Consider the following 21,878-nt stretch of genomic DNA (forward strand, 5'->3'; position numbering starts at 1 on the left):
ATTTTTTGGCCCGAGAAGTGCGGACATGGAAAGTTTGCGGCATTATGCTGAGGCGGTCAAGACTTACTACGACTTAGCTTGGTCGTAGATGCTTGAATTAATAGGAAAGGGGTGTCGACCTCCTTTGAGAAGATTCATGAGACTTACCAACATCCCCCAGCTTTATCGCAACGTAAACCGCTGGACTGAGATTCTCTCGGTGCTCAGCCGGTACGGGCTGGCGGACTGGATTCAACGCTTTCAGTTCGACTTCGCCAAAGGATTTCTCAAAGATCGAGATGGGGAGGTTCTGGCGAAATATACGCGCGAAGCCCGCGTTCGGATGGCCTTGGAAGACCTCGGACCGACCTTCATTAAGCTCGGTCAGATCTTGAGCACTCGGCCTGATATCGTGGGGGTCGACCAGGCGGAAGAACTGAAAAAGCTGCAGGCCAACGTGCCAGCCGATCCACCGGAACAAGTTCGCAAGCTGATCGAAGAAGAGTTGGGGCAGCCGATCGATCAACTCTTTTCGACATTCGAAGACAAAGCACTCGCCTCGGCATCGATTGGCCAGGTTCATCTTGCCCGGCTGTTTACCGGCGAGAAGGTCGTCGTCAAAGTACAGCACCACGGCATCGAGAAGAAGGTTTCCGAAGACCTCGACATACTATCCGGCCTCGCAGCGTTGGCGGAAAACGTTCCGGAGTTTCGCGACTATCACCCGAAGGCAACCGTGGCCGAGTTCCAGCGGGCACTTCGCCGCGAACTCGATTTTGGACGCGAGGAACGCAACATTCTGCAGTTCGAGGCGGCCTTCGAGCATAACGATACCGTTCAAATTCCGAAGGTCTACCCCGATCTATGCACCCCGCGGGTGCTGACGATGGAGTACATCGATGGGATCAAACTGAACGAGCAAGAACGGCTTGTGGCCGAAGGGATCGATCTCAGTGAAGTGGCTCGGCGTGGTGCCGAGTTGTACATGCACATGATCTTCGACACCGGCTTCTACCATGCCGACCCGCACCCTGGCAACTTGGTGCTTCTGCCTGGGGATGTGATCGGCCTGCTCGATTTCGGGATGATCGGACGGATCGATGACCGATTGCGGGAAGATATCGAAGACCTGCTGATGGGCATCACGGGTCGCGATGCAGAGCTACTGACGTCGACGATCATCCGCATTGGATCGACCCCGCCTGATCTGGATGAACGAGCCTTGCGCCGCGACGCGAATGATTATGTCTCGGACTTCGCGAACCAACAGCTTGAAGGACTGAATTTCGCCGACGCGGTCAACGAGATGTTCAAGATCGTGCGGAACTATCGTATTCAGTTGCCCCCCCAGGTCGTCATGCTGCTAAAGACGATGATGATGCTGGATGGCACCGGGCGAATGTTGAATCCTCAGTTCAGCTTGAGTGAGCTGCTGCACAAGCATCGTCGCCGCATCATGATGAAGCGTTTCTCGCCGTCGCGAAGACTGCGGAAACTGTGGCGAATGTACAACGAGCTGGAACGGCTGGCCGAGGTGATGCCGCGGCGGATCAGCGAGATCCTGGAACTGGTGCGGGTCGGCAAATTTGACATTCACCTCGATCACCGGCGGCTGGAACCTTCGGTCAATCGCATGGTGATGGGGATTATGACCGCGGCCCTGTTCATCGGTTCGTCGCAGATGCTCAGCTCGGACGTCCCTCCCCTGCTCTTCAAGGAAGAGTCGTGGCTACAGATGAAAGATATCTCGATCCCTGGGGCAGTCGGACTTGTGATCAGCTTTGCGATCGGCTTTCGCCTGGTGATGGCAATTAACCGATCTGGCAAGTTGGATCGAGAATAGGCCCTAGGCGGCCTTGCGGTCGGATTGAATGGTGACCGGAATCGTGGCTGGCTCCGGCTTGGGAGCGAGCGACTTCAGGACTTGTTCGATCTGCTGGTCGAGGGTGTCCAGCTCTTTCAGAACTTGATCCTGGCGTCGGCAAAGTTCGTCGACGATGTTTGCGATTCGAGCGGAAGTACTCATGAAGGTGTCCTGAGCCCGGAAAGAGATTCGACCGTAGAAGAATCGGAACTGGCTCGGACGATCTGAACGACGAAATAGCCCCTGCGATGCTGGCAGTCAGGCTAAAATGTTAAGCTGTACCGGTCGCGCGATCTCTTCGCTTGCCTGCCAGCAGATCAGCCCCCTCAAACGGATTACGCCGACGACTTCTCGGCTTACACATTACGGCTGAGCGAGAAGATTGGCATGAGCAGCGCCAACGCGATCCCACCCACGACCACCCCCATCACGGCAATCATGATCGGTTCGATGAGGCTCGTGGTGGTTTTGATCGAGAGATCGACGTCGTGTTCGTAGTGGCTGCTCACCTTTTCCAGCACGTCGTCCAGGCGGCCGGTTTCTTCGCCGGCGGCAATCATTTGCACGATGGTCGCCGGGAACAGCTTGCTCTTGCGCAGGCTTTCATGGATCTGGCTACCTGAGGTAACCGCATCGATTACGTTACGCCAAAGCTGCGCGTAGTTGGCGTTGTTGCAAACCTGCGAAGTCAGCTCCAGCGACTGAAGCATGGGAACGTCGCTACGGACCAAAGTGCCGAGCGTATTGAGACTTCGGGCGATGGTCACCTTGCGAATCATCGGCCCGATGATCGGAACGTTGAGCTTGACCGTGTCGATGACCTTTCGGCCTGTCTCGCTTCTTTTGAAAAAGTAGAAAGCCACGCCGGTGGCGATCAACGCCGGAATCCAATACATCCAGTAGTTCAACAGAAAATCGGATGCAGTCATCATAAAGACGGTCGGCCCAGGCAACTTCACCCCCTTGCGGTTGAAGAGCGGCTCGAACTTGGGAAGCACGAACGTCAGCAGGAAGATGGTCACGCCACATGCCAGCAGGATCATGACAGCAGGATATGCGAGCGCCGCGCGGATCTTGCCCTTGGTTTCGGCTTCCTTGCGAAGGTACTGGGCAACCTTCTCGAGCATCTCGCCCATGAGGCCTGTCTGTTCACTCGCGCGAATCAGGGCGATGTAGGTTTGATCGAAATACTTCGGATATTTAGCCAGCACCGACGAGAAGTCTTCGCCCCCTTCCACCTCTTTTTTCAGGCTGAGGATCAGCCCCTTCAGGGCTTCGTTCTTTTCCTGAGAAGCGATGCCATGGAGAGCGGTGGAAAGGTTGATGCCGGTTTCAATCATCACCGACAGCTGACTGGTCATGTAGATGATGTCATGCTTGGTGATGCGGCTACCACCGAGGGAAAACCCGCCGGAAGATTCTTCCTCAATTGCGATCAGCTGCAGGCCATCACCGGCTAGCATGCTGCGGGCTTCGTCGACGCTTTCGGCATCGATCGAGCTATCGTGAATATTCCCGAGCTTGTCTTTGGCTTGATAGGCGAAGGTTTGCATGGCTTACTGCTTGTTTAATAGACGATGTCCCCGGTGGCATGAATCACTTCTTCGACGGTTGTGATTCCTTCTTTCACCTTGCGGTAGCCGTCCAACTGCATTCCGATCAGCGAGTTGTTGTTTTGAGCGATCTTGCGCATCTCGGCGAGCGAAGCCCCGTTGACGATCGCGTCACGGAGTTCGTCCGAAATGGTCAATAGTTCGTGAACGCCAATACGTCCGCTGTAGCCCGTATTGCGGCATGCCCGGCAGCCGACACCGCGGCGGAACGAGTCGATCTCGTACCCCATGCGTTCGAGTGCCCGGCGGAGGTTGCGGTCCGGCTCGTACGATTCGCTGCACTTCGGGCAGATACGCCGAACAAGCCGCTGGGCGAGTACCATGTTGAGCGCGGCGCCGATCAGGTACGGCTCGACGCCCATGTTGACCAGACGGGTGACGGCCGAAAGGGCGTTATTGGTGTGCAGCGTGCTGAGCACCAAGTGACCGGTGAGGGCCGCTTGAATAGCGGTACGTCCCGTTTCTTCGTCACGAATTTCACCCACCATGATCACGTCAGGGTCTTGTCGCAACAGAGTACGCAATGCAACCGAGAACGTCAGGCCGACGCGTTCTTGGACTTGAAACTGGTTGATCAACGGCAAGTGGTATTCGATTGGGTCTTCCACCGTGCAGATATTGTTCTCCATGGTGGCGATCTCGTTGAGCGCCGCGTAGAGCGTCGTCGATTTACCACTGCCGGTCGGTCCCGTCACCAGGACGATGCCGTTAGGAGCATGCACGTTGGCGGATAGTCGTGTGAGAATGTCTTCCGCGAAACCGAGGTTCTTGAGAACGAGCGTGACTTTCTTCGTGTCGAGAACGCGAATCACGGTCTTTTCGCCTCGGTTGCCGGGGAAGGTGCTCACACGAAGGTCGATCTTGCGCGAGTCGAGCATCACGTTCACGCGGCCGTCTTGCGGCAAGCGGCGTTCGCTGATGTCGAGCCCGGCCATGATTTTGATACGACTGCTAACCGCGTTGAGCAGGTGAATGGGAACTTCCAGCGATTTATGCAGCTTGCCATCAATTCGGTAGCGAACCCGCATGCAGCGTTCGGCCGGCTCGATGTGGATATCGCTCGCCCCTTCCTTGACTGCGTTGTACACGACGTAGTTCACCAGGCGGATCACGGGAGACTGGCCCGCGATTTCCTCGACGTCGCCGATATCTTCGATCGCGTCCTCAATCAGCGTGACTTCGGTCTCGTTGTTGTCCTCAATGATGTCATCGATGACGAAGACCCGCGAGTCAGGTAACTGCGAGATCATGCGGCGTATGTCTTTGGACGAAGCCGCGACGATTTGAACCTGAAGACCTGTCTGGGTCTTGATTTCTTCGATCAGAAACAGGTTTGAGAGTTCCGACAGAGCGACACTCAGCACGCCGCGTATTTTGAACAGCGGAAAGATGCCGTGCTTTTCGATGTACTCGCGCGGAAGGAGGTCGACCACCTTCGGGTCGTACAAACGGGCTTCCAGACGCGCATGCGGCACACCATACTCGGTCGCCAGACATTCGATGACGTGATCTTCGGAGCAGAAGTCAAGCTCGACGAGGATTTCACCCAGCAGCTTGCCCTGGCCTCGCAATTTCTGATAAGCGAGCGCTTGTTCCAGTTGTTCGACCGTGACGTACCCGCGGCGGATCAAAAGATTACCCAGCCGAGGCGGGGCGCTGGTCATTGGGTTCATCATCGATTCCATGGCATCCTTCCTTTCCGCTTAGGCGAAGCTCTTGACGGCATCGATGACGCTGTCGAAAACTTCCAGCATTGAATCGAGACGGGTGACTTCCAGGATCTTGCGATTGGCGTAGTTCGTCGTGGCGATTCGCAGATCTCCCCCCTTCTCACGCAGAGTATCTTGCACGTCGAGCAGCGTTTCCAGGCCGACGCTGTCGATCGTTTCCGTGCCGTCGAGATCGACGATCAGCTTTTGACGTTCGCGTGATTCGAGGAACGCGCGTACGTTGTCGGCCTGATCCTCTCCCAATTCTTCAGGAGTGTGGACCACCATGACGGCGCCAAAGATTTCAGTCGACAGATTCATACTTTATTGGTTGTTGCTAAAAGGTAGCGACGTTCGGTACATACTTGCCTGTTTCCAGGACCTCTTGAATGCACTGCACCAGGCCGCGAGGGCTGAAAGGCTTGGCCAGGACGGCCGCGATGTCCAGTTCCGACGTGCCGTCGTCGCCGGAAAGGTCGTACCCTTTGGCCGTGAGCATGATGATGGGCAAGTCGGCTGTTTCGCTGTGGGAACGAATCGTGCGGCAGAGGGACAGACCATCCATGCGCGGCATGTGGAAATCGGTGATCAGGATGTCCGGACGTTCCTTTTGAATCGCTTCCCATGCTTCCTGCCCATCTTCCACGCACGTCACTTCAAAGCCGCTTCGCTTCAGCTTGAACTCAGCGGCACGCAGGATATGCATCTCGTCGTCGGCAATCAGAACTTGGACTGGCATCGGAGTCATTCCTTTTCTACATAGTATTTCGCGATTAGCTTGCGTGTTCGATCACTTGCACGGTAGGCAGAGCAATCATGAAGGTACTGCCCTTACCCAGTTCGCTCTTGACGGTGAGCGTTCCGCTGTGGACGTCTTCGACAATATGTTTGGCCAATGGCAGTCCGAGACCGGTGCCTGAGGCCATCTTCTGGTCTTTCTTCACGCGGTAGAACTTCTCGAAGACCATTTCGCAGTCTTCCGGACTGAGCCCCACCCCAGTGTCTTCCACCTCGAAGTGAACTTCACGATCGGACATCCGGCTGCGTAGCGTCACGCTGCCGCCGTCAGGCGTGTATTTGATGGCGTTGGAAAGCAGGTTGATCGCGGCTTGCAGGATCATGTCGCGGTCGGCCAGCACGCCCAGATACATTGGGCTAAGTTCGACCTTGAGGGTGATCTGTTTCTGTTCGGCGGTAGGCTGAACGATCGCGGCGGCCTCTTCGAGCAAGTCGTTCAAGGAACGCGGCTTCTTGCTGACGCTCACCACGCCGGCTTCGATTCGAGCCAAGTTCAGCAGGTTGTCGATCAATCGCTGCAAGCGGTCGGCCTGGCCGCTGATCACGCCGAGGAACTCGTCGCGAGTCTCTTCGTCTTCCGCTTCACCATCGGCAAGAAGCTCGGTGTAGGCCTTGATGCCGGCCAGCGGCGTTTTCATTTCGTGGCTCACCGCCGAGACGAATTCGGCGTTACGGCGCTGGATTGCCTTGTAGCCGCTGATGTCACGCATAACGGCCACGGCACCGAAACCGGAATCCGAAGCGCCTTCGTGTTCGCCTTCGGAAACGGTGTTCACCGTGACGCGGTACCAGTGCTTTTCACTGTCGGGGTCTTCCAGTTCAATCTCGGCCAGGCGGGTCGATTTCAGCTTGCGGCGGCGAGTCTCATGCAGCAGTTGTACGAGCGATTCGCAGTTCAATCCCTTTTCCAGTGGCGTTCCTTCGGCCACTTTCTCGAGCCCCAGCAGTTTGACGGCGGCTGGATTCATCAGGGTGATTTCACCGTATTGATTTACCATCAAGACCGGCTCGGTCAGGCCTTCGATGACCCAATAGATTTGAGCGGCTCGGGTTTCGGCCAGGTGTGCTTTGACTTCACTGCTGGCGGACTTCTGTTGAAAGTCGTAGATCTTCTCGCGGTCCTGATCAATGGACTGGAAGATCTCCAGCAGAATGTTCTGGGCACGGGCAGATAGGTTGGATTGCGCAATCTGCTGCTGAAAACTCTCGGGATCCAAGTCGTCAGAAGACATGGCGGCGAGCTTTTCGAGCTGTTCGTACAGAGTCTGGGAAAGTTGGCGATAAGACGATCGCTGAACAATGCTCAATACCAGCGCAATAGCCACGCCGACCATGGTCGAAACCGCCGGAAGCGATGCTCCGGCCGGATCCATGGCGATTGCTACTAGTGTGGCGACCAGAGTCAGGCCCAATACGATGGGGCATGACCAGGCAAAGAGGGCGAATATCCCCGGTCGATTCGCAGTCATTGTTTACGTCGATCTGAAAGGGTTGCGGCTCTAATCCGTCGCCTCTTGGGCCCCTGATGCGCAGTTCAGGGTGGTCCGCGAAGCGGGAAAGCTAACAAAACTTAGGTCAGATCAACACGAAGTCCATCGACGCATCGTTGCATCGAGTGATGCGTATCGCTTTCATAATCGAAATAATCGATACCAGGCGAATTTGGGACTAGGCTGAGACTCGTCGAACCGTTGTGTTGGGGACGATACGCTGAGAAATGCCATCCCACAAATCCGACAGTTCCGTGCAGAAGGCATATTGAATCTGGACTTCCACACGGTCGCCTGGTTCGACCTCCAGGGGCTCGTGCAGCGGGACCACAAGGTATTGATTGTGCCAGCAGACTTCCGATTGCTTTTCGAGCAACACCGATAGCACGTTCTTGGTGACCAAACGCCAGGCGTTAAGGGTCCCCCCCTTTTGCATCATCACGATGCCCTTCCAGGATACCTCGTGCGTGTATGTCTCATCGTAAATGACCGTTTGGTAAACGGCCGGCGAACCCAGGTCCTGGGTGCCAGCGACCTCGGCCATAGGTGGTTGAAACAGCGGTACCGGGGCGTGGAAGCCAGCAAACTGGTAGCTCTGCATCACCGGCTGGATAGCCAGAATGGTGGCTTCGGGAATAAAGCGAGGAAGCTTTGGCCCGTGTTTTTGCGTGTAATTCTGCTTGAATGCCTCGATCACCGCCGTCTGCTTTTCGCGGATCAGACCGACATGCAGCATCTCGCAGGTGACCACGTCGACCGGCTGGGGCGGGACGAACGTGGCGGCATCCTGGTGGACGATGGTGACTCGATCTTCGACCTGATTGATACGCAGGAAACGCCGGGCCACTTCGACGAGTTCGGGATTTCGCTCGACGTAGAAGACCTTAGCTCCCTGCATCGCCGCAAAATAGGAAAGAACGCCTGTGCCCCCACCCAGGTCGACAGCGGTCATTCCGGGGCGAACCGTTTCCGCGATGGCCTGCTGGAACGAGGTCATGCGGTAGTTGTCGCGGAGCATATCATAGTGGTAGTGCAGTGGAATAAACTGGCCGAGGACTTCAGGAGAACTCACTTCGTCGGAATCCTTTCAGGTCAGGGAGTACAAGCGGGGCAATAGTAGTGCCCCTGCCGAGGTGCCGCAAGGCGGATCTGTTAGGGTTAGAGTGGTTAATTCAAGGATGCAGGACAAACCGCAAAAGCGGTAAAGAGCGAATACAAGGGGCCAGGAATGCTCCAACGCGTTGCAGGCGTGCTATCAGGAAGCACAGGTTTTACCGATCAGTCCGATAAGTGGTCATCAGCCCTTGAGAATCTGATGTTTCAGCACGGAAGCGGATGTCCCCGTACTAACCACCGGGCAGTTTCGTTCCGATACATCTCGTTAGTTGCTGCTAAGATTTGGATACGGATCGGATACTTTCATGCTTTCAAGAGTCGAGATCGAAAACCTGCCTGCCCATGAACTCGAGATCCTGATGGAGTACGGGCAAGATCTGCTATCGCCGAGTGAACTGCTCGGAGTCCAACTATTCATTCAGCGGATTGGCGGGATACAGAATGCTCGACAAGCGATCGAGATGCTGAAGAAGCTGGAGCAGTAGCCAGCGAGCTGCGTCGCAGAACGTATCTCTTGAAGGGGCGTGTCTCTATGGCCCCTCGGAAGCTAGATTCCCGGAGTGCTTGCCGAACCAGCGGCTGCCATCTCGCACTTCTCGGCGCGAAGCAAGCGCAGCCAATCGAGATAATCTTCGATTTCCTCCATCGGCATCCCCAGTTGCAAGGCGGCCTGGATAGCGGAAATTCGCTCGAAGTAATCGCTCGAATTCTCAAGCAGCAGTTTGGCTTTTTCGTTGGCCATGGCTTTGACTCGCGTGTGTTGGTGATTTGCAGAACCTACCATGAAAAGGCTCGGCAAGAAATATGAACCTGCGCGTCCGTTGCACCTATTATTATCGTCACGCGAGAAAGTCTAGGTCATAAGGCACCACATGTTGATTACTAGCGCGAAGTTTCGCTTGGGATATTGTTATAAGACGTAAAAACACCAGGGCGCTAGCTGGTGTTTCGACATTTTCAACTTTTTGAAAAAAGGCCCAAAAAGCACGATTCTTCCGGGACAATCGGCCCTCACGTCCTAGACTTTTCGAGTGTCGTGCGCCCTTTGAGGCAAGTAGGTCTACGCCGTCGTTCAATGCGGAAGTCATAACTATGTCCGGTACCGAACTTAAGTCAGGTCTTCTTGCGGCATTGCTAGCGGATGATGGATTTCGTCCTGAAGAACCCAAGACATTGGAGGACACTCAGTTATCAGCAACGCTGGTTGAGTCGATCATCCTCAAGCTGTACCTGAACATTGGATCGATGAGCGGTCGCAAGACGGCCGAGCACATCTGCCTGCCGTTTGGCGTGGTCGAGGGACTGCTGACTTCGCTTCGCACACGTCAATTGATCACCCACTGCGGTTCCGCCCCGCTGAATGATTACACGTATACCCTGACCGATCAGGGACGTACGCGGGCCCAGACCTACATGCATTCGTGTTCCTATTTTGGCCCCGCGCCGGTATCGCTGGACGACTATATCACCTCGGTCGAGGCCCAGTCGGTAAGAAATGAAACGCCCAAGGAGGAGGATCTGCGTCGTGCGTTCGAGGGACTTTCTGTCGAGCCAGGCATGTTCGATCGATTAGGACCAGCCGTCAATTCCGGGGCTGGTCTCTTTCTTTATGGTGCTCCAGGCAACGGCAAGACGACCCTTGCTAAACGAATTACAGCCTGTTACGGGCAAGAGATTTGGATTCCACGGACCGTTGTGGAAGATGGCCAGTTCATCAAGCTGTTCGACGCCGCTTTCCATGAGACGGTCGACCAAGAGGAAAACAGCATCATCAAGAACGACAACTTCGATCATCGCTGGGTCAAGATTCAACGTCCGACCGTGGTTGTGGGTGGCGAACTGACCATGGATAGCCTCGAAATTCGTTTCGATCCGATCAACAACATTTGCGAAGCTCCGCTGCAAATGAAGAGCAACTGCGGTAGCCTGCTGATCGACGACTTCGGACGCCAGCGTATGCAGCCGCAGGAGTTGTTGAATCGTTGGATCGTTCCCCTGGAAAATCGAGTTGACTACCTGGCCCTGCCCAATGGAAAGAAGATTCAGGTGCCCTTCGAGCAGTTGATCATCTTCTCGACCAACCTCGAACCTTCCGACCTGACCGACGACGCGTTTCTGCGTCGTATTCCTTACAAAATTGAAGTGGAAGATGCTTCGCACGAAGAGTTCCACAAGCTGTTTCAGATCTTTACCAAGCAGTTTGGCTGCCGTTACGACGAAGAGTCGGTGACCCATCTGATTGACAAGCACTACACGCCCAACAAGCGTCCGCTACGACGCTGCCAGCCGCGCGACCTTCTGACGCAAATCCGCAACTACTGCGTCTACAAAGGATTTCCAATGGAGATGCGGCCAGAGTACTTTGACCTGGTCGTGGGAAGCTACTTTACCGTGGTTGCTGGCAACGACTAACCAGCCAGAGATTGAGCGAATCTTAGCGTGTTCTGATCGGTATCTTTCACGTACATCTCGCGCATCCGCCAGCTCTGGTCAGTGGGTGGCAAAGTGATCGGGATACCGCGAGCGACGAATTCTTCATGCAGCCGATCAACGTCATCGACCGTTATGAAGACCACGCCCCCCAATCTTCCATCGCCGGGAAATGACGAGAGATGCAGGACGGCACCGTCTCTCTCAACTCCCATATAGGCAGGGTTTATTTGGTTTGGATCGGGACGATAGCAGAATTGGTTCTGAAATCCGAGGCGTTCCAAATAGAAGTGCTCTGCGTCGCGTAAGCACGTGACGCGCAACACTGGAGTCGCTTCCAGCAGCATGGCTCATTCCCATCTCGTGACTATGGAAAATTGGTCGTCACAGCGAATGAGACAGCCTAACTTCTTTACGGCAGTGAAACCATCACTGGAGAATTCATGGAGGTCAGGTCATCGCAGTGAATGACGCCAACCGGCGTGCCGTCGCGAAGGACTTGTAGCCAGGACGAATCGTTTGAGGAAAACAACGCCACGAATTCTTCGAATGTCGAGTCACAGCGAACCTGGGGAATATTCGGCAGGCAGTATCGTTCGATGGCCTGCTGCTTGTCTTCCATTTCAACGAGATCATCGGTGCGGATCAGGCCGCATGGCTTGCCGTCGGCCTGGAAGACCGGAGCAATGTCGGCATTCCAAAGACGCATCGTTTCCAGGGCATTTTGGACGCTATCGGATGCATTCAGGCGAACGGTCGTGGGCTGCATGATGTCCTCGGCGGTCATGCCGTCGAAGATGCTTCCGGTCGGTTGCTGGGGCAGCCATTGGTTTTCCAGCGAATCATCGACCAACAGGCCCTCGCCAAGACTCAGGGCAAGATTCAGCCGGTCGGTCAGCAGCAGAGAAACTTGCTCGCTGGTGGCCGATTCGTTGCGTGTGCTCACGAAACTTCCCGAAACGCTCAGAGGAGAGACGTCGGTGTGCGAGGTATCGCGGACCGATGCTTGCGCCATCTGGTCGGCCGCCCAGTGCGTAACTTGATCGGGAGAAGACGCAGGAGTAACTACGGCCACGCGATTACCGGATAGCTCGAAGATGCGCGAATCAGGAAGGGCCGATGCCTCGAGGCTTGCCAACCACTCCCGGTAACGATCGGTATTGCTGTTAGAAACGGAGAATAACGTGGCACACACGCAATGCGCATGAACGGCTATTTGCTCGATGGTGTATTGCAAAGTGCCTAGGAAAGCGCCTTCGCTCGGATAGCTTTTGCGCGAGTCGCGCCCATATTGCTGGGAAACGGCTACCCGTGCTTCCAATATCGCGGCGGCCGCTCGCACGCGCACCAGCAGCTTGGCGGGGGTAACCGGCTTCAGGACAACATCATCGGCTGCTTCTGAAATGACCTTTTGCACCAGGTCGGGCTTATCGGCCGGAACGACCGCGATCTTGAATAGGTTGTTGTGGCTGATCGTCGACTGGCTTCCATCGTAGTCGTAGATCAAAACGTCCTTTTTCTCGGGCGAATCGGACTCGCGGTAGACGGAATCGCAGCGAGTTTCGACCTCATATCCGCAAGCGACGAAGAAGTCGAAGCAATCGCGAAGGTGCTGACGGTCCTCAGAGACGACGACGATTCGCAGAGCGCGTGAAACCATAGAACTACCTGCTACCCAAAGATGAGAAGAATAGAAGCCAGCGGCGCATGGTAGTCCCCGCGCAGCTATCGAAAGCATAGTTCACTTCCGCCAGGAAAGAGGCCAAATCATTTTCGGAAGTTGATTTTTCAGGGGGGACTCGGTCCCCACAGAAGGAAATTTTGCGAATCGCTTCAGAGGAATTCGCAGTCACACCAGACATTCGTGACCTATGTTTGTTTTGGGAGTGACTTTCCCACCCATCTCCGCGAAGTGAAACAATCAGCGCAACGCGGCAGCTTTTCCTAAGACTTTTCCTGATCGACCCCAGATTCCACGAATCTAGCGTCGGTTTTCGAGTAGACGCCAGCATTAGGGTAGGACGAATGCAGACGCAGCTGCTTCCTCAAATTGGAAACGACTCGATTTACCTCGAGTACCTCGATCAAGCCAACGGCCGGTCGACCAAGACGGTGATCGATGAGTTTCCCTTTATCATTGGACGCAACGCAACCTGCAATCTGACCGTCGAATCAGGCCGTGTGTCGCGAGAACACGCCGAAGTTATCCGTCATGGAAGTGGTTACCTGATTCGCGATTTGCGCAGCACCAATGGCGTTTATATCAATGGCGAACAGATCGACGAACACCTTCTGGTGGATGGAGATACCGTCTCGATCGCCGACTTTGAGTTCGACTTTCACTGTCCTTCCGCCGCGACGACACGTCAGACCGTAACCCTGGCGATGGAAGATCGCGCCCAGGCTGCCCAGCCGGCTGAGGATCCGCATCTATTGATTCAGGCGCTGCGGACCGTGAATCAATGGTCCGGACTCAATCGCATCGACCCTGGTCTGACCTCGGTCCAATCGATCAGCGATCAGAAGACGGTCGGGCACTGGTGTCCGTTGTTTCGCAAGGCCTATCAAAACCACGAAGAAACTCGACTGCTGAAAGAATCACTCGTCTTAGAGAACCCACTCCGTTTGCTACAGCATGTGTCGGCGATGTTCGCCCTGCAGGAACGCCAGGAGATGGGTGGATTCCTGCTATTGGAACTCGATCAAGCCGATTTCCAGCGGCAAGATCTGTTGGAAACCGTTGGCTGGATGCGAACCACCTTTGGTTCGTCGCTCAAAGTCGTACTGGGGGCGAAGGTTGAGTTATGGGAAGCCAACCTGATGGATAACCCGCTTGTCGAAGATCTTCGGGGCATGGGTGCTCAACTTGCCGTCGTGGGCATCGATCAATTCAAACCGCCGATCATTTCGGAGGTGCTCGAGCACTGTTCGATGATCGGGGTTGCTGCCAGCGCCTTGTCAGCCACTTCGCGAAGTCCGGCGGTTGCCAATAACATTCACGAATTCATTCAGGAAGTTTCGTCCACTGGTTGCCGGGCACTTGCCCAGGCAGGTTCCAGCGGACCGGACAATCAAGCATTAGAGCAGATGGGGTTCCATGCGATAGTACGTTTTCCCACCTGAAACAATGCTTGATGGTTCATCGGACAGGACGTCCTTTACCTAACCTCGCTTCCTTGGAAGCAAGGTTCCTTGCGAAAGCTCAACGCAGCAATGCGTGCCAATATACAACTGGGTGTTCCCTTGCGATGATCGCATTCGCAGACCCGAAATAAGGTCCCTAATCGTGTCGAGTGAGACAAGTGTAACCGTACGGGAAGTAGACGGATATCGTCTCGTACAACGAATCGGAGCTGGTGGGTACGGCGAAGTTTGGCGTGCCGATGCCCCTGGCGGTCTTTCCAAAGCCGTCAAGTTGGTGTTCGGCTTCCACGACGAAGCACGTGCCTCGCGTGAGCTGAAGGCACTCAACCGTATCAAAGACCTTCGCCACCCGTTCCTTCTATCTTTGGAACGCATCGAAGTGATCGATGCCCAGTTGGTAGTCGTTACCGAGTTGGCTGACTGTTGCTTGAAGGATCGCTTCGACGAGTGCCGCAAAGAAGGCCTGCCTGGTATCCCTCGCGAAGAACTACTGCGTTATCTGGCTGACTCAGCGGAAGCGTTGGACTACATGACCGATGTCCATTCGCTGCAGCACCTGGACGTGAAGCCTGAGAACCTGCTCATCGTAGGCACGCATGCCAAGGTGGCCGACTTTGGTCTGGTCAAGTCGATTCAAGATGTGACCGCTTCGATGATGGCTGGCCTCACGCCATTGTACGCTTCGCCCGAGGTGTTCAACGATCAGCCGTCGCGACAAAGCGATCAATACAGCCTGGCAATTGTGTACCAGGAAATGCTAACCGGTACCCTTCCCTTCCCGGGGCGTAACCTGGCCCAGTTGACTGCCCAGCACCTCAACAGTCCGCCGCGGTTGAACACGCTTCCGCCGCGAGATCGAGACATTCTTTCCAAGGCACTTGCGAAAAAACCGACCGAGCGGTATCGCAGTTGCGCGGAAATGATCAAGGCCTTGATCGAGGCCGATAGCATTGCCCACCTTCCCCAGGTACGTAGTGGTTCTCTTGGCCAGGACGAGTCCTCCAAGACCGACACCAAGACGATCAACTGCAATGACACGAAGTCGAGTGACGGCAGTCGATCGTCCGAGGATTTTGATCCTGAGACGATCCGAATGGATCGCGATAGCAAGCAGTGGCAGGCAAGGTCGAGCCATGTTTGGGAGGAAATTACGCCTCGCAAACAAGAGGTCCTGCCGCCGGTGATGGACGATCGCGCCCAGCGCGAACTGCGCCCGAGCGTGGTGCTGGGCATCGGTGGCTTGGGAAGTCGTATCATCCGGCATTTCGTCGATCGACGCCTGGAACTTGTCGGCACGAATGCCGAACAGCATTGGTGCCGTTGTGTGGCGATCGATACCGATACGAGCGACCTGGTGCAATCCACCGGACAGTTAGGGGCCGCGGCTGGAACCCCTTCCCTTTCCACCGTGGAAATGCCGCTGCGTCGACCTCAGGCCTATCGCAATTTATCACGACACTTGACCAAATCGATGAGCCGACGTTGGCTCTACAACATTCCATTGTCCTTGAAAACCGAAGGCATGCGTCCCTTAGGCCGGCTTGCTTTCGCCGACCATGCCAACCGTTTGCGGGAGCAGATCCGAGATGCCGTAGCGGATGCGATAGACCTGGCTCGAGGAAATGTCGATACGCGTAGCGAACACTTTTCCTGGCAAGAAAAGCCGCGCATCGTGCTCGTGATGAGCAGTAGCGGTGGCACCGGCAGCGGCATGGTATGGGATGCGTTCGCACTGGCACAAGAAGTCATCCAGGATTTTGGCGGCAGCGCAGACGACGTCTCACTATGGCTGGTTCACGCAACGCCCAACGGTACCGAACAACAAGATCTCGCACGCTGTAACACGTATGCCTGTTTGCGCGAGCTGTTTCACTTCCAGGTCACCGGTGAGTATCCCGGCGATGCGGTCACGAAGATTCCGCCGCAGCGCTGGACCGAAAAGGTCTCGAAACAGATCACTTTGTTTGAGACCGGTAGTTCACCAGAAACACGCAACGTTCCAGTTGCTATCCATGATCTGGCGGACCTGTTGTACATGAATGTGTATGAAGGCCGTGAAGTTGCCCAACGTCGTCAAGATTCGGAAGACTCCGCCAAGGATGCCGGTCCGACCGTTTCCGCCTGGGCATTTGCCGGCAAGGCGTTGTGCTCTAGTGGGCATCTTGATCTTGCGGCGGCTCGCTACACCATGGAACTGCTTCATCGCTGGCACGGCACAGGGCATGGCGAGAAAGAACAACGCAAGCTCGCGCATTTGAACAACAACGATCAACATGCATCGACCCGCGCAGACCAATATCAAAAGATTCTCGACCTTCGCTCGGCCAAGATCTTCCAGGACTGCGAGTTCCGTCTCGAAACCGTGATCGACATGGTGACTCAGGTTGTTGAAGACGAGATCGGAGCGCGGCCGGAAGACTATTTCAATGAAACCATTGGGCGATTTGCCAACGAGATCAGTGCCTCGCGCATTCCGCCGACCTCTGCCGAAATGACCATTCAGATGCTCGACTCGCTCGATCAATTGATCGGTGCCTCGAACATGGAAGCCGAGCCAGGCAAACTGATCGCCGTTTCGCTGCACTCGGAGATCGCCCCGCACATTCGTCAGATTGCGGCTCATTATCAAAAGAGAGTGCTCGATCAGATTCATGAGATTTTAAATGAATCCTCCTTCCGCGTGCGCGGCGTGAAACAACTTTCGACCGTAGTCGACCAGCGTCTATGCGAATTGGAAGACAAAGTTCGTGCGATGGGAGATCGAACCGAGCAGGAAGTAGAAAAGGTCCGGGCGGCCCTGTTCCCGGTGATTCACCAAGCTTCAAAACGAGGCGGCCGTGGTGCGGACCATCGTATGGGGCTGTCGGAGCTCCGTTCCTTATGGCTCAATTACGCCTTGCTCAGAACTCATGGCGTTATCGTGTTGGCAACGTGTCAGGTATTTCAACATCTGCGAACCGCCATCATGCGTGACAACATGTGGATCAAGAACACGATCGTCAGCTTGGAAATGGCTGAGACGAAAGCCCGCGAGCGAATGGCATTGGATGACACTTCCCTGACAGAAGATCCAAAGTTTCTTGAGAAGCTTTTAGTGCTGGAGAATCAAATCGATGACGTCTTGAATGCCGAGCATGGCGGACTCTGCAACTTACTGCACGAAGAACGCAACGGCGTCAACAAGCTTATCGACGTCATGATGGAATGCGGCAAGGACCTCGCACGCCGAAGTGCATCGGAAGAAGGAAGTGAGAGCCAGTTCCTTAGCTCTCTGCAAGAAGGCCCCGATTGGAAGCAACGAGTTGCCTCTTCCAGTTGCCGCCTGACTCAACTGGGGCCATCGGTCTCGCGGTTGATGTTCCTGCCAGAATCGGTGGCCGACAACAGCACTGTGACGACTTCAGCACCTCACTTGGCTGGCAGTTCCCCACTGGGAACCAAACTGCCCAAGGTGATCTGGATGGAGTCTGGGGGCAACATTCCTTTGCGAGATGCTGCCCGACTACTGATTGAAAACCGTCCCGATTACGTTCCGGTCGCGGATCGGCTGCTTACCCGAGCCGATGTGCACTGGGCCGAACTCTAGTTCACGATGTAGGTCTTCGAGCCGCTACTTGGGGCGGTAGGCCTTTGGTAGTCACTCGCTCGCACGACAGGAGCAAGCTTGGGCAGTTGCTTGGGTGCTACATTCTGCCAGTTGCCGTCCTGGTTCTCCATGACCAGTGGCTGAGGCTCGGCTGCCCGGATCAAACCACGGTGAACAGGTGCCGCTCGGGATGGTTCGGCGATGATGAACGGTTTGATCTCTTGCGGTTCATCCTTCGTTTCCACTTGAGCGACCGAAGGATTGATGGTCGTCTTGGGCTGAACCGTAGGGGTCGGTGCTGGCTCCGGCTCGCTTGCGGAGACAAGAGGAAGCTCTGGCTGGACTGCCTCATTATCCACGATCTTAGGCATGGCATTTTCAGGCATCGTCGCTACTTCTGCTGCCGGTTCTGGCTGTTGGGGCGTGGTGTCGAAGTCCCACTTGGCTTGCCGGTTGGCCGCTTGTAGCTTGCTGAGCAGGGACGATTGAAAGTGAATGTCGTCGGTCGTTTGCGGCTCTGCGTCAGCGGTCTTTGTTGTTGCCGCTGAATTGTCGACAAGTTGCGGGCCGAGTGTCTGGGTTGCCGTGATCGCTTCTCCCACGGTCTTCGCATAGGGATTAACGGTGACCTGAGGCTCGGCCGCTGGCCCTTCCTGCTTAGCGACTTCTTCCGGCGCCGGCTGAGTCGGTTCCAATTTTTGCGACCACTTCGAGTCGGTCTGAGGGTACTTAGAAACCGTATTGTTTACGATGGTCTGTGGCTGGCTGTCGCGAAGCGAACTGCCTGACCAGTCGGTCCGAGTGTTGGACGAACGAAGCGGATTCGCGGCAACTTTCATCGGGGGCAATGCGGACTCGGTTGCGGCCGGAGCCAATGTTTCTTTCTCGACGTCCGCCTGGACGGTCATTTCCGGTTGCGGCTTGGTCGTTTCAACCGCTGGGGCTGGTCCTTCGCCAAGGCGCTCTCGACGGACGGTTTCCAGTGCCAACTCCAACGAGTGTTCGAGTGTAGTGGTGCTGGTTGAACTGTTGGCCTTGGCCATATCCAGCAACTTCCTCTCTCCCCAAGGTGATCGGGCATGAGCGGCCAGGGCCTCATCGCCCAGTTTGACAGGCGTTGTTTTGGCGACCTGGGCAGCCGGTGCTACTTCTGACGTTGGTTGTGGCTGAGGTTGTACCTGGGGGGTTGGCATTGGTTGAACGACAACCTCAGGTCGCGGAGATTCGATCAACTGCGTTGCCTTTTGCGTGAACTGGGAAACGACGTCAGGCTTATCCGCCATAGGATTCGTTTCCGGAGTTACGATAACTGGCATTTGGTTGGCCGGTGGATTGAAGATCGGCGTCTGCGGCGTCTTTTGCACCAGGTCTTGCGCTGGCTGAATGGCGCTGGGCTGAGGAGCAGGCGTTTGGGTCGGGACTTCTGCAACTTGCTGCGTCGGCTCCGGTGCGTTCAGGTTGATCGGATCAGGCTCCGGCTCTGCCTGTGTGGTGTCCTGACCTCCGAACATTCCACCCAGGAAACGCGCAAACGGGGGCATCTTCTTGTCTGCTTCCGGCTTGGGTGCAGCGGCAACTTGCTGTTTGGGTTGTGGCAGCGGCTCTTCCGTGACAAGTTCCGTCAGCTTGGAATCGCTTGACCGTGTGAACGGAAAGATGCATCCGGTCATGCTGACAGTCGTCGCGAGGGTGAGAGTCGCGAACAAGTTGGGGCGAAACGATGCTGGCATGATATCCGTCCGCAAAATCTAAGTGGCAAATCCACAAGGTACGATTGGGGTGCCTTGCCCATCGCGTGATGGAGACAAGGCGTCCTTCTCGTTTTCGGACGTCGGATAGGTTCCGGTTAAGTAAACTTTGCCGATGTTGCGGTTAATAGTGCCGCTAGCAGACTATTGAATCGGCGACATCAACCGCGATCCACTCACGGCAAGTTGAAACCAGAACGAACGTTTTTGGATCTCTTGCGGGTCGACTAGGCGGCAATGCTTGAAGTCTTCCAGAAGCATTGCTTCGACAGCGTGAGCGAAATTCTCACCAACCACGGCGACCATGATTTCAAAGTTGAGGCGAAACGAGCGGTTGTCGAGATTGGCCGTACCGACCGCAGCCATCTCGTCGTCAATCAAGATTACTTTCTGGTGGAGGAAACCAGGTTGATAGCGATAGAACGTGATGTGATCCTCGATCGCCGTTTCGGAAATGAAGTGAAAGCTGGATAAATAGACCAGCAAATGGTCAGGACGCTCGGGCAGCATGATCCGCACGTCGCATCCACGCAGGGCTGCTAGCTGCAAGGCGCAGATGACCTGCTTGTCGGGTACGAAGTAGGGAGACGCAATCCAGATTCGCCGCTCGGCCGAATTGATTGCATGTACGAAGAAGAGCCCGCAAGTCTCGATCGTGTCGGCCGGCCCCATAGGAATGACCAGCGCGACCTCGTCCCCATCTTCCGCCGGTTCTTCTTCCCAGTTGACGTTCAGGCTGTTGCCGGAGGCCCAGTACCAGTCTTCCATGAAAGACCATTGCACTGCCTGAACGGCGGGACCTTGAATTCGGATGTGGGTATCTCGCCAAGGACCGAACCGTTTCGACAAGCCGAGATACTCATCGCCAAAGTTATGTCCGCCGACCGCGGCGACCTTTCCATCGACGACGATAATCTTACGGTGATTGCGGAAATTCAGCTGAAAGCGATTGCCTTTGCCACGGGTGGTATGGAAAGGTCGCACGTTAATATTTGCCTCACGCAGTTCATGCAGGAACTTACGAGTCAGTTGGTAGCTGCCGATTTCGTCGTACAGGAAGTAGATAGCGACCCCTTGCTTCGCTTTGCGTTCAAGTAGCTCGGTAAATCGTTTGCCTACGCCGTCTTCGCGAAAGATGTAAGTCTGAAACAAGACATACTCGGTCGCGTTTGAGATCATCTCGTAAATCGCGTCGAAGGTTGCTTCCCCGTCAACCAGCAGGCGAATTGAGTTCGAGTGTGTGTACGGAAAATCGGCCAGGCGTTCCAGAACGAGCTTTTCTGGTTGTTCGTAGAAGTCGGCGACCACGTCGGGATCGACTGCCCGAAACGTTTGCGTATTCTCCTTGATGTCCTTGGCCCGAATTCGCCGCGTATTGACGTACCCCTGAAACTTACTGCGGCCAAAGATCCAATAGAAGGGAAACGCAATGTAGGGGACGAGAATCAGCAGCAGCATCCAGGCAATTGCGCCTTGGGAGGTCCGTGCCTTCATGATCGCATCGATTGCGGCAAATAGCCCCAAAATGTGGATCGAAGTCAAGATGAGACTGACGATCGTGAAGGATTGCAGGTCGAACAAGCGGGCAGTTCCTTGGTGGCCGCCATTTTCTCCGGCGGGCCCATTTGCGATGATGGGGATCGGGACAGGTTCTCAGTTTTACCCGCGGAGCAACTCCATGTCGATTCACATCCATCGAATCTATACCCGAGCTGGTGACGGCGGCTTGACTGCCTTGGCAGGCGGGGTTCAGGTGTCCAAGTCATCGCTGGAAGTCGAATCGTACGGTGAATCGGATGAGTTGATCAGCTTCTTGGGGGTGGTCAGGGCCTATGCCACCGACCCTCGGACGCGTCCCAACGCTAAAATTGCCGCCGAAACGGATGAGATATTTCGGAAGATCCAGAATATTCTGTACGAGGCCGGCGCCCTCCTGGCGAGTGCCAAGTCGCCGACGACCGATGCTGCCAGCTACGACGCGACCGCGGACGTTCGGGTGACGTTTCTGGAAAATCGCATCGACCGGTATCGAGAAATGTTCGATGCGATCGATGGTTTCACCATTCCAGGCGATTGCATGCTCGGCGCGCATGCTCACGTAGCACGAACCGTTTGTCGCCGATGGGAACGAGTTTTGGTTCGCCGAAATGAACTTTCGCCAATCGAGCCTTGGGTGTTGGCTTTTGCGAATCGGTTGAGCGACTACCTCTTTGCCTATACCCGATGGATAACGGCTCATTTATCAACCCACGAAGAACTTTGGAGAGGATCGGGGAAAAAGAACGAGGGTTAATACGCTTGGCCAGGGTTGCAACGCTGTACGAAGACGGGATGATGAAGGCATGCCTCGCAAGCCAGTTGGATTTGCGAATGAACTGACGGGGCTACTTTCAAAACCGTG

18 protein-coding genes are annotated in these 21,878 nt (G+C 55.4%); 6 read left to right on the forward strand and 12 right to left on the reverse strand.

The window, feature by feature from the left end:
* Positions 1-136 precede the first annotated feature (136 nt).
* Positions 137-1,822 carry an ABC1 kinase family protein gene (locus tag Pan97_RS10170; protein WP_144972187.1) on the forward strand — a complete coding sequence of 562 codons (1,686 nt, stop codon included), beginning with the start codon at positions 137-139 and terminating at the stop codon, positions 1,820-1,822.
* Positions 1,823-1,825: 3 nt separating this feature from the next.
* On the opposite strand, the gene Pan97_RS10175 is transcribed toward Pan97_RS10170, so the two are convergent.
* The 7 genes from Pan97_RS10175 to Pan97_RS10205 all read right to left on the reverse strand — a co-directional run bounded on the left by Pan97_RS10175 (position 1,826) and on the right by Pan97_RS10205 (position 8,525).
* Positions 1,826-2,005: a hypothetical protein gene (locus tag Pan97_RS10175; protein WP_144972189.1), complete on the reverse strand. Its 180-nt coding sequence runs from the start codon at positions 2,003-2,005 to the stop codon at positions 1,826-1,828.
* Between the two features lie 194 nt (positions 2,006-2,199).
* Complete coding sequence (locus tag Pan97_RS10180; RefSeq protein ID WP_144972191.1) at positions 2,200-3,396, reverse strand: type II secretion system F family protein; 1,197 nt, start codon at positions 3,394-3,396, stop codon at positions 2,200-2,202.
* 14 nt (positions 3,397-3,410) lie between these two features.
* Complete coding sequence (locus Pan97_RS10185) at positions 3,411-5,141, reverse strand: GspE/PulE family protein (RefSeq protein WP_241676382.1); 1,731 nt, start codon at positions 5,139-5,141, stop codon at positions 3,411-3,413.
* A gap of 18 nt (positions 5,142-5,159) precedes the next feature.
* The gene (locus Pan97_RS10190; protein ID WP_144972193.1) at positions 5,160-5,486 is read right to left on the reverse strand and encodes an STAS domain-containing protein; all 327 of its coding nucleotides are present in this window, start codon (positions 5,484-5,486) and stop codon (positions 5,160-5,162) included.
* A gap of 16 nt (positions 5,487-5,502) precedes the next feature.
* Positions 5,503-5,904, reverse strand: coding sequence for a response regulator (locus tag Pan97_RS10195; RefSeq protein ID WP_196782339.1), 402 nt, complete (start codon positions 5,902-5,904; stop codon positions 5,503-5,505).
* 34 nt (positions 5,905-5,938) lie between these two features.
* Positions 5,939-7,432: a sensor histidine kinase gene (locus Pan97_RS10200; RefSeq protein WP_144972197.1), complete on the reverse strand. Its 1,494-nt coding sequence runs from the start codon at positions 7,430-7,432 to the stop codon at positions 5,939-5,941.
* A gap of 199 nt (positions 7,433-7,631) precedes the next feature.
* Positions 7,632-8,525 (reverse strand): methyltransferase domain-containing protein, encoded by an 894-nt coding sequence (locus Pan97_RS10205; protein WP_144972199.1) that lies wholly within the window; start codon positions 8,523-8,525, stop codon positions 7,632-7,634.
* Between the two features lie 349 nt (positions 8,526-8,874).
* On the opposite strand from Pan97_RS10205, the gene Pan97_RS10210 reads away from it, so the two are divergent.
* A complete protein-coding gene (locus tag Pan97_RS10210) occupies positions 8,875-9,054 on the forward strand; it encodes a hypothetical protein (protein WP_144972201.1) in 180 nt (59 codons plus the stop codon).
* Positions 9,055-9,116: 62 nt separating this feature from the next.
* Here the strand turns inward: Pan97_RS10210 and Pan97_RS10215 are convergent, their stop codons facing one another.
* Positions 9,117-9,311, reverse strand: coding sequence for a hypothetical protein (locus tag Pan97_RS10215; RefSeq protein ID WP_144972203.1), 195 nt, complete (start codon positions 9,309-9,311; stop codon positions 9,117-9,119).
* Positions 9,312-9,661: 350 nt separating this feature from the next.
* Here Pan97_RS10215 and Pan97_RS10220 point away from each other — a divergent pair, with 350 nt between their 5' ends.
* The gene (locus Pan97_RS10220; RefSeq protein WP_144972205.1) at positions 9,662-10,981 is read left to right on the forward strand and encodes an ATP-binding protein; all 1,320 of its coding nucleotides are present in this window, start codon (positions 9,662-9,664) and stop codon (positions 10,979-10,981) included.
* On the opposite strand, the gene Pan97_RS10225 is transcribed toward Pan97_RS10220, so the two are convergent.
* Positions 10,978-11,346: a bleomycin resistance protein gene (locus Pan97_RS10225; RefSeq protein WP_144972207.1), complete on the reverse strand. Its 369-nt coding sequence runs from the start codon at positions 11,344-11,346 to the stop codon at positions 10,978-10,980. The two genes, Pan97_RS10220 and Pan97_RS10225, sit on opposite strands and share 4 nt — an antisense overlap.
* A gap of 65 nt (positions 11,347-11,411) precedes the next feature.
* Positions 11,412-12,659 carry a CBS domain-containing protein gene (locus tag Pan97_RS10230; RefSeq protein ID WP_144972209.1) on the reverse strand — a complete coding sequence of 416 codons (1,248 nt, stop codon included), beginning with the start codon at positions 12,657-12,659 and terminating at the stop codon, positions 11,412-11,414.
* Between the two features lie 365 nt (positions 12,660-13,024).
* Here Pan97_RS10230 and Pan97_RS10235 point away from each other — a divergent pair, with 365 nt between their 5' ends.
* Together Pan97_RS10235 and Pan97_RS10240 are read left to right on the forward strand one after the other, a co-directional pair.
* The gene (locus Pan97_RS10235; RefSeq protein ID WP_144972211.1) at positions 13,025-14,122 is read left to right on the forward strand and encodes an FHA domain-containing protein; all 1,098 of its coding nucleotides are present in this window, start codon (positions 13,025-13,027) and stop codon (positions 14,120-14,122) included.
* Positions 14,123-14,285: 163 nt separating this feature from the next.
* Positions 14,286-17,729, forward strand: a complete 3,444-nt coding sequence (locus Pan97_RS10240) for a protein kinase domain-containing protein (RefSeq protein ID WP_165698688.1) — start codon at positions 14,286-14,288, stop codon at positions 17,727-17,729.
* On the opposite strand, the gene Pan97_RS10245 is transcribed toward Pan97_RS10240, so the two are convergent.
* Positions 17,726-19,459, reverse strand: coding sequence for a hypothetical protein (locus Pan97_RS10245; protein WP_144972215.1), 1,734 nt, complete (start codon positions 19,457-19,459; stop codon positions 17,726-17,728). The two genes, Pan97_RS10240 and Pan97_RS10245, sit on opposite strands and share 4 nt — an antisense overlap.
* Before the next feature lie 162 nt (positions 19,460-19,621).
* Entirely contained in the window at positions 19,622-21,058 is a 1,437-nt protein-coding gene (gene cls / locus Pan97_RS10250; RefSeq protein WP_196782340.1) for a cardiolipin synthase, read from the reverse strand.
* 97 nt (positions 21,059-21,155) lie between these two features.
* Between cls and Pan97_RS10255 the strand changes: the two genes are divergently transcribed.
* A complete protein-coding gene (locus tag Pan97_RS10255; protein WP_165698689.1) occupies positions 21,156-21,770 on the forward strand; it encodes a cob(I)yrinic acid a,c-diamide adenosyltransferase in 615 nt (204 codons plus the stop codon).
* The last annotated feature ends 108 nt before the right edge of the window (positions 21,771-21,878 follow it).

Origin of the sequence: Bremerella volcania, assembly GCF_007748115.1 — a bacterium.
In the GTDB taxonomy this organism is placed as follows: domain Bacteria; phylum Planctomycetota; class Planctomycetia; order Pirellulales; family Pirellulaceae; genus Bremerella; species Bremerella volcania.

Excerpts from the sequence above, each read along its gene's own strand:
- Pan97_RS10245 (WP_144972215.1), bottom strand. The coding sequence starts at position 19,459 with ATGCCAGCATCGTTTCGCCCCAACTTGTTCGCGACTCTCACCCTCGCG.
- Pan97_RS10190 (WP_144972193.1), bottom strand. The coding sequence starts at position 5,486 with ATGAATCTGTCGACTGAAATCTTTGGCGCCGTCATGGTGGTCCACACT.
- Pan97_RS10180 (WP_144972191.1), bottom strand. The coding sequence starts at position 3,396 with ATGCAAACCTTCGCCTATCAAGCCAAAGACAAGCTCGGGAATATTCAC.
- Pan97_RS10210 (WP_144972201.1), top strand. The coding sequence starts at position 8,875 with ATGCTTTCAAGAGTCGAGATCGAAAACCTGCCTGCCCATGAACTCGAG.
- Pan97_RS10220 (WP_144972205.1), top strand. The coding sequence starts at position 9,662 with ATGTCCGGTACCGAACTTAAGTCAGGTCTTCTTGCGGCATTGCTAGCG.
- Pan97_RS10200 (WP_144972197.1), bottom strand. The coding sequence starts at position 7,432 with ATGACTGCGAATCGACCGGGGATATTCGCCCTCTTTGCCTGGTCATGC.
- Pan97_RS10235 (WP_144972211.1), top strand. The coding sequence starts at position 13,025 with ATGCAGACGCAGCTGCTTCCTCAAATTGGAAACGACTCGATTTACCTC.
- Pan97_RS10175 (WP_144972189.1), bottom strand. The coding sequence starts at position 2,005 with ATGAGTACTTCCGCTCGAATCGCAAACATCGTCGACGAACTTTGCCGA.
- Pan97_RS10185 (WP_241676382.1), bottom strand. The coding sequence starts at position 5,141 with ATGGAATCGATGATGAACCCAATGACCAGCGCCCCGCCTCGGCTGGGT.
- Pan97_RS10225 (WP_144972207.1), bottom strand. The coding sequence starts at position 11,346 with ATGCTGCTGGAAGCGACTCCAGTGTTGCGCGTCACGTGCTTACGCGAC.
- Pan97_RS10170 (WP_144972187.1), top strand. The coding sequence starts at position 137 with ATGAGACTTACCAACATCCCCCAGCTTTATCGCAACGTAAACCGCTGG.
- Pan97_RS10215 (WP_144972203.1), bottom strand. The coding sequence starts at position 9,311 with ATGGCCAACGAAAAAGCCAAACTGCTGCTTGAGAATTCGAGCGATTAC.
- Pan97_RS10255 (WP_165698689.1), top strand. The coding sequence starts at position 21,156 with ATGTCGATTCACATCCATCGAATCTATACCCGAGCTGGTGACGGCGGC.
- Pan97_RS10195 (WP_196782339.1), bottom strand. The coding sequence starts at position 5,904 with ATGCCAGTCCAAGTTCTGATTGCCGACGACGAGATGCATATCCTGCGT.
- Pan97_RS10230 (WP_144972209.1), bottom strand. The coding sequence starts at position 12,659 with ATGGTTTCACGCGCTCTGCGAATCGTCGTCGTCTCTGAGGACCGTCAG.